This window comes from Protofrankia sp. CiP1_Cm_nod2, assembly GCF_920664355.1.
GTDB lineage: Bacteria > Actinomycetota > Actinomycetes > Frankiales > Frankiaceae > Protofrankia.
Window position 1 is genome coordinate 1 of sequence record NZ_CAKKTL010000170.1, and the last position, 11,007, is coordinate 11,007.

The 11,007-nt window shown below is 72.0% G+C and carries 9 protein-coding genes; 3 read left to right on the plus strand and 6 right to left on the minus strand.

What is annotated here, in order from left to right; genetic code table 11:
- Positions 1–529: ANTAR domain-containing protein (locus tag NBW84_RS17370; RefSeq protein ID WP_250285780.1), on the plus strand; the 529-nt coding region annotated here is incomplete at its 5' end.
- A 296-nt stretch (positions 530–825) separates the two neighbouring features.
- Here NBW84_RS17370 and NBW84_RS17375 read toward each other — a convergent pair.
- The 3 genes from NBW84_RS17375 to NBW84_RS17385 are packed head-to-tail and all read right to left on the minus strand — an operon-like array spanning position 826 to position 3,904.
- Positions 826–2,262, minus strand: a complete 1,437-nt coding sequence (locus NBW84_RS17375) for a M16 family metallopeptidase (RefSeq protein ID WP_250285781.1) — start codon at positions 2,260–2,262, stop codon at positions 826–828.
- Entirely contained in the window at positions 2,259–2,546 is a 288-nt protein-coding gene (locus NBW84_RS17380) for a hypothetical protein (RefSeq protein WP_250285782.1), read from the minus strand. The genes NBW84_RS17375 and NBW84_RS17380 overlap by 4 nt, the downstream gene beginning before the upstream one ends.
- Complete coding sequence (locus NBW84_RS17385) at positions 2,543–3,904, minus strand: M16 family metallopeptidase (RefSeq protein ID WP_250285783.1); 1,362 nt, start codon at positions 3,902–3,904, stop codon at positions 2,543–2,545. Before NBW84_RS17385 ends, NBW84_RS17380 begins: the two co-directional genes overlap by 4 nt.
- Positions 3,905–4,230: 326 nt before the next feature.
- Between NBW84_RS17385 and NBW84_RS17390 the strand changes: the two genes are divergently transcribed.
- A complete protein-coding gene (locus NBW84_RS17390) occupies positions 4,231–5,745 on the plus strand; it encodes a helix-turn-helix domain-containing protein (protein ID WP_250285784.1) in 1,515 nt (504 codons plus the stop codon).
- Between the two features lie 281 nt (positions 5,746–6,026).
- On the opposite strand, the gene NBW84_RS17395 is transcribed toward NBW84_RS17390, so the two are convergent.
- Positions 6,027–7,238 (minus strand): hypothetical protein, encoded by a 1,212-nt coding sequence (locus NBW84_RS17395; RefSeq protein WP_250285785.1) that lies wholly within the window; start codon positions 7,236–7,238, stop codon positions 6,027–6,029.
- A gap of 593 nt (positions 7,239–7,831) precedes the next feature.
- Here NBW84_RS17395 and NBW84_RS17400 point away from each other — a divergent pair.
- Complete coding sequence (locus NBW84_RS17400) at positions 7,832–8,851, plus strand: tryptophan--tRNA ligase (protein WP_250285786.1); 1,020 nt, start codon at positions 7,832–7,834, stop codon at positions 8,849–8,851.
- Between the two features lie 665 nt (positions 8,852–9,516).
- Here the strand turns inward: NBW84_RS17400 and NBW84_RS17405 are convergent.
- Both NBW84_RS17405 and NBW84_RS17410 read right to left on the minus strand, forming a co-directional pair.
- Positions 9,517–10,053: a hypothetical protein gene (locus NBW84_RS17405; protein WP_250285787.1), complete on the minus strand. Its 537-nt coding sequence runs from the start codon at positions 10,051–10,053 to the stop codon at positions 9,517–9,519.
- 34 nt (positions 10,054–10,087) lie between these two features.
- The gene (locus NBW84_RS17410; protein ID WP_250285788.1) at positions 10,088–10,669 is read right to left on the minus strand and encodes a helix-turn-helix domain-containing protein; all 582 of its coding nucleotides are present in this window, start codon (positions 10,667–10,669) and stop codon (positions 10,088–10,090) included.
- Positions 10,670–11,007: the final 338 nt, after the last annotated feature.

The window sequence follows — 11,007 nt, forward strand, 5'->3', positions numbered from 1 at the left end:
GGCCGGGGGCGGGCCGGGCGTCCGGGGCCCCGCGGCCGAAGCCGCGCCCGGCGGGCCGGCGCCCGGCGGCCGTTCCGAACTGCGCCTGCGCAGGGCCACGATCGGATGGATCGTGGAAGGGCCAGCAGGCGAGGTCCGGCCGGTCGGTGACCTGCTCTCCGCGATGGTGCTCGCCGACCTGCTCGCCGAGGACCTCGCTCCGCCCGGCCGGCCCCGGCGTCCCGATCACGAGCTCACCGAGATCGAGCAGCTGCGGCTGTCGGTGGTACAGCTGGAGCACGCGCTCGCGTCCCGGGTCATCGTCGAACAGGCGATAGGCGTGCTGGCCGAGCGTCACCGGCTGCGGCCCAGGGAGGCGTTCGAGCGGCTGCGGCGGACCGCCCGCGGCATGGGACGGCGCGTGCACGACCTCGCCCGGCAGGTGGTCGAGTCGGTCTCCGACCCGCGCACGGTCCTGCCCGGGGAGCTGGCCGGCCGTGGCGGCACTCCCCGGCCGGCACCGCCGCGGGCCAACCCGTCCCGCCGCTGACCCTCCTGCCCCAGCGCCGGCCACAAGGCGGCTGCGGCCGGCCGGGGCAGGGGGAAGCGGCCATCAGCCGCCGTCGCGAACGGCTCCTCGGGGCGCTGTGGGCCGCTTCCGGGCCGGCCGTGCCAGGCCACCAGGCGAAACCGGGCCGGACAGGGCCGGCCGTGCCACGCCGCGCCGAGCGGCCCGGCCACGAGCCGGCCGGACGGCCACCGCCAGCCGGTCCGGACCGGGATGCCGACAGGGCCGCCCGGTCGGACGGTCACCCGGTCGGACGGCCGCCCGGTCGGACGGCCGGTTCAGGTGGCAGCGGCCTCGCTGGCGGTGGCCTTGTCAGCGGCTGTGGTGACGGTCCCGGGGGCGACGACCTCGGGGGCGATCTCGGTGATCGCCCCCACCTCGGCCGCGATCTTCTCCGCGTCCCCGACCAGGACGGTGACCAGACGTGTCGGCGCGAACACCTGCGCCGAGATCTCCAACACGTCCCGCGCTGTCACCTTCGCCAGCGCCGCGGGATGGTCGTGCAGGTACCCGACGCCGATCCCCGCGCCGGCCAGCGCCGACAGGGTGGAGGCGAGCCCCACCCCGGTCGCCGTGGACAGCGCCAGCGTCCCGATCGCGTACTGGCGGGCCGCGTCGAGCTCCTCGTCCGACACCGGCAGCAGCGCCATCCGGCCGAGCTCGTAGAAGATCTCGAGCAGCGCGGGGCCGGTCACGTCGGTCGCCACGTCCGCGGTCACCGTGAACCGGGAGCCCGCGACCGGGTAGTCGAGCGAACTGCGCGGCGAGTAGGTGTAGCCCTTGTCCTCCCGGATGTTCGACACCAGCCGCGAGCTGAAGTAGCCGCCGAAGATGGTGCTGGCCAGCCGCTGCGCGGCATAGGCGGGGTGGTGGCGGTCTACCGCCGGGCCACCGATGCGGATGTTCGTCTGCACCGCGCCGGGCCGGTTGATGATCACGACAGGGCCGGTGCGCAGGGCCGGCAGCGGCGGCACCGCGTCGGCGGCCGTCCCCCGCCAGTCGCCGAGGACCGCCTCCACCCGCTCGAGCGCGGCCTGCGGCTCCACGTCGCCGACGAGCGTGAGCACCGCGCCCACCGGTGACACGCGCGCGGCGTGCAGCGTCCGCACGTCGGCCTCGGTCACCTGGGAGACCACGTCCGGCACCGGTGTCTCGCTGCCGTAGGGGTGGTCGCCGTACAGCCGGCGCAGCAGGCCCTCCCGGGCGATCAACGCCGGCTGGCTGTGGGCGATCGTGGCTTCCTCGACCAGCCGGTCGCGTTCACCGGCGAACTCGCCGCTGGGGTACGTCGCGCCGGTCAGCACCTCCGCGATCAGGTCCAGCAGCGGGACGAGGTTGGTCGCGAGCGCGGAGCCGACGATCGCGAGACGGTCGGCGTCCACCCAGGTCGACAGCGCGCCGCCGAGGGACTGCACGACGGTGGCGAGCTCCACCCGGTCACGCAGCTGCGTCCCGGTGAACAGGGTCTCGGCGAGCAGCTCACCGCGTGCCTGATGGGCCGCGCCCAGGCCGGTGAACGGGATGCGCAGCCGCACCTCCACCAGGGGCACGGTCGTCCGCCGGACCACCAGCACCCGCAGGCCACCGGGTAGGGTCCGCTCGGCGACCGTGGGGAGCTCGGCCGCCACGGTCGCGGCCACCGGCGGGATGACGGACGGCGACGCCCCGGCCCCCGGAGCGTCGCCGGATGCTTTCCCAATGGTTGCGGCGCTCACCGCGACCTCCTGTTCTGCGATGACGGCCTGCCCGGCGGGCGCGTGGTGCCTGCGGGAGCGACGGTAGCCCTGGGAGCAGCGGTAGCCCTGGGAACGGCGGTAGCCCTGGGAACGGCGGCGCCCGTGACGGTGGCGCCCATGACGGTGGCGCCCATGACGGTGGCGCCCATGACGGTGGCGCCCATGACGGTGGCGGTGCCCGCCCGGCCCACGGCATCCGTGAGGAACGCGGCGCCCGCGGGAGCCGCCGCGTCGGTGGGGAGCACGATGCCCGTGAGGGTCACGAGGCGGCACCGGCACGCAGTTCCAGGACCGACCGGCCCTGGGAGCGCAGGCCGGCGGCGGCTGCCCGCACGCTTTCCGCGGTCACCGCCCCCACCACCGCGGGCAGCTCGTTGATCAGTTCGGGCCGGCCGCGGTGCAGCTCGAAGGTGGCCAGGGCCAGCGCGCGCCCGAGCGCGTCGTCGGCCTCGCGCAGCAGGCCGGAGGCGATCCGCGCCTGTATCCGGGCGAGCTCGCCGGGCTGGAGGCCGTCGGTGGCGACGCGGTCGAGCTCCTCGTCCACCGCGGCGAGGACCGCATCGGGCGTCGACTCCGCGGGATGCCGGGCCTCCAGGGTGAGCAGCAGCGGATCCCGCTGGTCGAACGGGTCCCCGAAGGTGCCGAGATAGGTGCTCACGCCGATCACCGACCGGTCCTTCTGGACGAGCCTGCGCTCCAGCCGGCTGGCGTCGCCGGCGGACAGGACGTGGGTGAGCACGTCGTAGGCCAGGAAGGTCGGTAGATCGGCCAGAGGATCGGGGACGCGGTAGCCGACGGCGAGCGCCGGGCGGGGCGCGAGCGGGTCGGTGAGGACCGAGCGCCGTTCCTCGGCGCGCACCGGCTCGGCGAAACTCGGGCGGACGGGCACCGGCCGGGCCGGGATGTCGTCGAAGTAGCGATGGACCAGCCGCAGGGCGTCGTCGACATCGAAGTCACCGACCACCGTCAGGACGGCGTTGCCCGGCGCGTAGTACTTGTCGAAGAAGTCCGCGGCGTCGTCGAGGCTCGCCGCCTCAAGCTCGTGGAAGTCACCGTAGCCATTGTGGGCGTTGGGGAACGTGTCGAAGGCGACCGGCGGGAGCGTGATCCAGGGAAACCCGCCGTAGGGCCGGTTCAGCACGTTCACCCGAATCTCCTCCTGGACCACCGCGATCTGGTTGTCCAGGTTCTCCCGCGTGATCCGGGGCGCGCGCATCCGGTCGGCCTCGAGGAACAGCGCGCGTTCCAGCCCGCCGGAGGGCAGCAGCTCGTAGTAGTCGGTGTGGTCCGGATGCGTGGATCCGTTGAATATGCCCCCGGCGGCCTGCACATACTTCGCGTGCTCGGCCTTTCCGACATTTTCACTGCCCTGGAACATGAGATGTTCAAACAGGTGCGCGAAGCCGGTCCGCCCCTCCGGCTCGGAGCGGAATCCCACGTCATAGTGGACAGCCACGGCGACAACGGGCGCCGTGCGATCCGGAGCCAGCACGACGCGCAGCCCGTTCGCCAGGGAGGTCTTCTCCACCGGGTAGGAGGGCGCCGGCAACAGGACGGCGGTCGTATTCGTCTCGGTACGAGGGGGCACGGTTGGCAACGCTACTGCGGCCGGGCCTGTCATGGTCCGGGTACTCGATGATCCGCGCCACAGGGCCGCCGGTTGCCCGCTCCACGGCCATCGCGCTCCCGGATTGATCCCGCCTTTCCGGCGAATCCGGCCAGGGCCTCGCCGTGAGCCCCGCCGGGGTTCTCAGCGGGTTCCCGCCGCGTCCCGGCGGCGCCTCTCGTCAGGATCCCAGCAGGACCCCGACAGGGCCCCACGGTCATCGCCGGGCCGTTCGTCGCATCGCCACCGATGAGGCGGGGTTATGCTCACCGGAGCACTTCGACGACCCGGGGCCCGTCCGAAGCGGGGTGCAAGCCGTGAAAACTGTTCCAGACGGACAGTTGCCATCCACTCTGTCTACTGATCTCGCTGACATTCTGCGATTTGAGCTGGCGACCCTCAGCGATGATCTGATCGCGGCCATCGCGCGTGAGGTGCCGCCGTACGCGCGCCCGCTGGAGGGCTCGTTCGGCCGCGGCGTGCGGCAGGGGGTCGAAGAGGCGCTGCTGCGTTTCCTCACCGTGGTCGGCGCCGACTCCGGCGGACCGCCCGATCTCGCGGCCAGCCGTGAGGTCTACGTCCGGCTGGGACGCGGCGAGTTCCGCTCCGGGCGCTCGCTGGACACCCTTCTCGGCGCCTACCGGGTGGGCGCCCGGGTCGCCTGGCGGCGGCTCGCCGAGGCGGCGCGGCGCGGCGGGCTGGACGCCGCCGGGCTGGTCTCGCTGGCCGAAACGATGTTCGCCTACATCGACCGGATCTCCGCCGCCAGCGCCGAGGGCTACGCCCAGGAGCAGTCCGAGGCGGCCAGCGAACGCGGCCGTCTGTGGGACCGGCTCGGCGAGCTGATGCTGTCCGGGGGAAGCCCCGCAACGATCGAGCAGGTCGCCCGGGCGGCCCGCTACCGGCTGCCCGACGTCGTGGCCGCCGTTCTCCTCCCCGGCTCCGCGGGCAGCGGCCGCGTCGTCGACGGAGCCGACGGAGCCGACGGGGCCGACCGAGCCGGTGCCGTCAGCCCCGCTCGGGGCGACGGCGGGAGCGACGCCGAGCGGGCCCGCGGAGCCGTTGACGCGGCTCGCGGCGACGACGGGTCCCGCTGGGCCGACACGACTGACACCCTCGGCACGACTCGCGGCAACGACACGACTCATGACGCTGCCGCGACTCGCGGCGGCGACACGACTCGCGGCGGCGACAGAGCCGACGATGCCGGGGGTGTGGGCGGGCCGGCCCACGATCGTGTCGACCGCCGGGTGGACCACTGCCTCCCCCACCTGGTGCTGCCGCCGGAGACACCTCGCACCATCCAGGGCAAGGACACCTGGGTGTTCGTCACCGACCCGGTCGGGCCCGGGCGGCGGGGCTGGCTCGAGCGGACGCTGGCCGGTCTCGACGCGATCGTCGGCCCGGCCGTCCCGTGGCGGGACGCGTCCGCCAGCGCGGCGCGGGCGGCGTTCGCGCGCAGGGCCCGGGACAGCGGAACGCTGCCGGGCGTACCCGTCAGCCCTGGCGGGGTGCTGTTCACCGACGACCATCTCGCCGGGCTGCTGTTCACCCGGGATCCGCAGCTGCTCGCCGACCTCGCCCGCCGCCGGCTCGCCCCGCTGGACGGGCTGCCCGCCCGGGCCCGTACCCGGCTGGCGCAGACACTGCTGCTGTGGCTGCGGCTACGGGGACAGCGCGCCCTGATCGCCGCCGAGCTCCAGGTGCACCCGCAGACGGTCCGCTACCGGCTCGGCCAGTTGCGCGCCCTGTTCGGGGAGATCCTGGACGACCCGGACGCCCGCTTCGAGCTCGAGCTCGTCCTGCGCGCCGGTCTGACCCATCCCCCGCCCTCCCCGGCAGCGACGGCCGACTGACGGTCCGTGCCCGTTGGACCATGCCCGTTGGACCATGCCCGCGAGCCATGTCTCCGGTGACCGTTTTCCCCGCATTTCCCCTTTCCCCGCATTTCCCCGCGCGACTTCCCCTTTCCCCGCCCCTCTCCCCGCGCGGCGTCGCGCGATGGCCCGCCATGGCGGAGGCCACCGGCTCGCGTGGCAGCATCGCCGGGCGGCGGCACTCACCGCCGGGGGGCAGCGTTCACCGGGCAGCGCGGCACGCCGGCGGCGCGGCAGAGCGGCCGCGCCGGGCGGCGCGGTCAGGCGACGGGGACGGGTTTCGGCCCCGTGCTGCGCATGTTGACCAGCCGTCCGAGCAGGTCGAACCAGAACGGCGCGCCGAGGGAGAGCGCGAGCGTGGTGAACAGCCAGCCGAGAATTTTCACCGCCCAGCCACCGACATCGTCGGGAACCGCCCGCGGGCCCGCGTTGTCGGAGCCGGCGCCGGCCCAGCCCAGCGGCAGCCGCAGCGCACCGGCGTCCCGGATGGCCTGGACCGCCTGGTCCGCCGCGTCCGCGGGACCGTTCGTCGCGGTGCCGTCCGTCGCGGTGCCGTCCGTGCTGACGGTGACAGGGCCCGGCGGGTCCATCTGGGTGGCCGCGGCCTCGACCGCGGCCGCCCGCAGCGACCGGTCCTCCCACAGCGCGTTGGTGAGCGCGATCGCGTCCAGGTTCAGCGCCAGGGTGACCAGCAGCGCGTAGACGATGAGAAAACGCTGGACACGCCGCTTGTACCAGCCGGACAGCCTGTCCATCGTGTCGTCGTACCAGGCTGCGAGCTCGGCGACGATCCGGTCCCGGTCATGGGCGGCGTGGGTGATGATGCCGGTCAGCGCCAGCCGCAGGGGCGCGTCCTCGGGAAGCCTGTCCAGCTCCTCCAGTAACGGCCTGATGGATTCCGGGCCGGCGAGCCCGGCTATCGACCTGGCGATCTTACGGTTTTCCTCGGACGCCGACGAGGCCGCGGTAATGGCCTCGGCCAGGGCCACGGCTGTCGTGCCGGTCAGCGAATGATGCGCGTTCCGGTAGGCCTCGCGGGCGGTGTCGGGAAGCGTCTCCGTGTCCATCCGGGCGAGCAGGACGCGGACCGGCGGTTCCAGCATGTCGAGCACGCCACGGGCGAAGGCGACGGACGGGATGTAGGACGGCAGGCGTAACTGCCGGGCCCGGCGCCACGCGCCAACCTGCCCCGGGCCGTTCCTCATGTCGGGCACGGCATTCGTCCGGCCGCCCGAACGCAGGCCGCGCAACGGGCCGTCGAGAAGCTGCGCGGTCAGGCTGGTGTCGGGAGCCGTCCCCGTCCGGTCCACCGGGCCGTCGCCGAAAAGACGCCGCAGCTCGACCTCGAGCTGCCGGCCGCGATAGCTCATGATCCCAAAAACGGCCTCGTTGATGCGGGAGACCGCCACACTCCCGATGGCGAACACCAGGATGAGACCGATCGGCACGTCCAGAATGGCCGAATCCGGCATGTCCTTTCACCCCCGACACGTCCGGGACGATCTCACCGCGACCGCCGGGACGGGACTACCCGACTTGTACGTATTTTGCTGACGAAATTCTACTATGTAGTGTCCTGTGGGGTGCGTACGCCGGCGGGGATGTCGGGCGCGGGCCGCCCGCCCCCCATGACGATCAGGCATGACGGACGGGGGCCGGCCGTTGCCCGCCCGACGCCGGCACATCGGCCACGGCCTCGCCAGCCGGACGCTCCCGGCCGGAGAGCTTCGGCCGACGGGCCGCCGGCATCGGCCCCGGCGCATCGGGCCACCTGCCGTGCGCTCCTCCGCCGGCCACCGCGGTCCAGGAGATCACGGCGCCGGGGCGGGATCGCGGCCATGCGCTCCCACCGGCCGGAGCTCCTCACCGTGCGGCACCAGGGCGGGGACACCAGGGCGGGCGAGCCCGGGCGGCGAGGCAGCGGCGGGCGACGGCCCGGCAGGCGGGCAGGCGGGCGGGCGGGCGGGCGGGCGGCCCCACCTCACACGGCCCGGGGGCGGGCGTCACGGCCGGCGTCCACCGCGAGCTGTATTCTCAGGGACAGTCCGGAGAAGATGTGAGGTTGATGTCCGCGTCCCCAGCCAGAATTTCCCTGACGGGAATCAAGCCGACCGGTGAACCGCACCTCGGCAACTACGTCGGTGCCATCAAACCGGCGTTGCGGCTCGCCGAGGAGTACGAGGCGATGTACTTCATCGCGGACTACCACGCGCTGACCACTGTTCGCGACCCGGCATTGCTGCGGCACTACACCCGCTCGGTGGCCGCGACGTGGATCGCCGCCGGCCTCGACCCGGACCAGGTGGTCCTCTATCGGCAGTCGGACATCCCCGAGATCCCCGAGCTGGCCTGGATCCTCAGCTGCCTGACCGGTAAAGGGCTGCTGAACCGGGCACACGCCTACAAGGCGGCGCGGGACCGCAACCGGGAAGCGGGCAAGGCGGATCTCGACGCCGGGATCAACATGGGCCTGTACAATTATCCGGTTCTCATGGCGGTCGACATCCTGATCATGGGCACCGACGCGGTGCCGGTCGGGCGCGACCAGGTACAGCACGTGGAGATCGCCGCCGACATCGCGGGCTCGTTCAACCACGTCTACGGTGACAGCTTCAAACTCAGAATCCCGCAGGCGATCGTGCCCGAGGCCGAGACCGGACGCACGCTCCCCGGCCTGGACGGCCGGAAGATGAGCAAGTCGTACGACAACACGATTCCGCTTTTCTGTACCGAGTCCCAGCTGAAGAAACTCGTCCGTCGTATTCCCACCGATTCCACCCCGGTGGAGGCGCCCAAGGATCCGGACAGCTCCAGCGTCTTCCAGATCCTGGAGCAGTTCGCCTCCCCGGAGACCGTCGCCGACACCCGGCAACGCCTGCTGGCCGGCGGCATGGGCTGGGGCGAGCTGAAAAACCAGCTGTTCGACGTCCTCAACACGCAGCTCGGCCCGCTGCGCGAACGTTACGACGCCCTGATGGCCCCCGGCAGCGAACTGGATGCCATGCTGGCCGCGGGCGCGGAAAAGGCCCGCAAACGAACAGTGCCCACCCTGGAACAGATACGCGGAGCGATCGGCATCGACTGACCCCGTCCCGCCGGTCTCGTCCCGTGTGGATACCACGCGCGGGACGACCGGGCGGGCCGTGTCGGGCCGCCATCACACAGCGACGGCCGCACGTCATCCCATGACCGAATCAGGCGTCGGACGCGAACAACGAGGGACGGGTGAGCACCCGTAACCCGACGACGACGAGCGCGGCGACCAGCACCACGGGCACCGCGATCCTGAGGTTGCGGCTCATACCGAGCCGCGTGCCCCGTCAGCGACCGCCGTGATCACACCGTCACGGCCCGACGGGCCGGAACGCGACGGACGGCCGCGCCGCAGCCCGGCAGCCCGGAACACGCCGAGCCACAGCGGCACGACGGGCCACAGCGGCCCACCGGGCCGAGCCGGGCGGCCCACCGGGCCGACATCCCGTCCGCATATCTCGACACCCACAGCATGATCCATTCCCCCGTGGCGGACACGACGATCACCCTGCTGTCGTCGCGTCGCCGACCGGCGACGCGACGCAACACACGCACGTACTGTAATGCCACGATCGAGCATCTCCCGCTACCGAGTGCCGACATGACCGGCCATCGCCGCCGACGCCAGCCCGGCCGGGTCAGCGCCCCTGCCACTGACGACGAACCACCGTGTCCGACACCCGCTCCCACGGCCGGCTGCCTCAGTGGCCGGCTGCCTCAGTGGCCGTCCGCCGGCGCGTCGGGTGCGAGCAGTTCCTCGAGCAGGAACCTCACCTTCGCCTCGATCGGCCGGCCCGGGTAATAGCGTTCGAGCAGATCGAGGCCTTCGTCGACGCTGGAGAAGCCACACAGGTCGTACAGCCTGATGATGTCGTTCTCGTCACGGCTGACCCGGCTCGCCAGCAGCTTCGTCGCCAGCAGGTACTCGGGAGACGGAGCCGACACGGTGAGGTGATCATTGTCGTAGACGACGACGGGATGCCCCGGATCATGACCCGGTAGAAAACCTTTGACTCCGTCGTTCAGCCAGTCCGGTTCAAGGTCCTCATGACGGGCTGCAACCCGTGCCGCGGCGGCGCGGACCTCGGTGGACGGATGCCAGATCCCGTCAACGTCCCTGGTGGCCGGTCGAGCGTCGTAGGCGACAGTCATGGCGGCACCACCGACGATGAAGACGTCACCGCGGATCCCCAGCCGGCGGAGTTCGTCGTTCAGCTCCGCGAACAGGCCGAGAATGCGCTCTCTGGTCAGCATGTGACAGCTTCTCCATGATCAGGAACCAGCTGACTCATATGTTCGTGAGGGAGTCGCGGTGCAGGTACACACCATGGTTCTGGAATGAAACCGGGCTGCCGGCGTACTCCCAGGCCCGCATCGACGGCATCGACGTCACCCACCAGCCATGGCGCAGATAGCGGCTGTCGTGATGGGCCCATGCGGGAACGGGCAGATCCTCCTGGACCGCCAGCCACTCGGCGAGTGCGGCCAGGAAGGCGTCCCATCGTTGGTCCCCGGTCGCAGGCGGCATCGCGGTGATCATTCGACGACGGATGTCCGGGTCCGCGCCGCGGAACCGATGGGCCAGTTCCGCCGCCTTGCGGACCGGCTCCGTGCGCTCTCCAGCGGGGATGTCACTCACGATCGACCGTGCCAGGCCGACCATGCTGGCCGAATAGTCGGGGTGGACGTCGATGTGCAGGCGCATCCCAGCGGCTTCGATGATACGTCGCAACGTGTCCACGGTCGGCTGCAACTCGCCCCGCTCGATCCGGTGGACGGTACTGGCCGCCACCCCCGCCGCATCGGCGAGGGCCCGCACAGACAGCCCCGCATCGGCTCGAACGCCGCGTACCAGGTCAGCCACCACCATGAACGTAAGCGTATACGCCTACACGCCGACCAGTCCGCTGTCGTCCTGCCGCCGGTCAGCGACGGGACGCGACGCTCCCGCACGTGCTGTAGTGCCACGATCGGGCAATTCCGCCGCCGGGTGTTGACATGACCGGCCATCGTCGCCGACGGCAACCCGGCCGGGTCAGCGCCCCGGCCACGGACGACGAACCAACCCGTCCGACACCGCTCCTGCGGCTGGCATACCTCAAGCGGCCGTCTGCCGGCGTGTCAGGTACAGGCAGTTCCTCGAGAAGGAACCTCGTCGTCCCTCGACTGGTCGGCCCGGGTAATAATATTTCAGCGAACTGAGATTTT

Coding starts and splice junctions, on each gene's coding strand:
- NBW84_RS17400 (WP_250285786.1), top strand. CDS start 7,832: ATGTCCGCGTCCCCAGCCAGAATTTCCCTGACGGGAATCAAGCCGACC.
- NBW84_RS17385 (WP_250285783.1), bottom strand. CDS start 3,904: ATGACAGGCCCGGCCGCAGTAGCGTTGCCAACCGTGCCCCCTCGTACC.
- NBW84_RS17410 (WP_250285788.1), bottom strand. CDS start 10,669: ATGGTGGTGGCTGACCTGGTACGCGGCGTTCGAGCCGATGCGGGGCTG.
- NBW84_RS17405 (WP_250285787.1), bottom strand. CDS start 10,053: ATGCTGACCAGAGAGCGCATTCTCGGCCTGTTCGCGGAGCTGAACGAC.
- NBW84_RS17395 (WP_250285785.1), bottom strand. CDS start 7,238: ATGCCGGATTCGGCCATTCTGGACGTGCCGATCGGTCTCATCCTGGTG.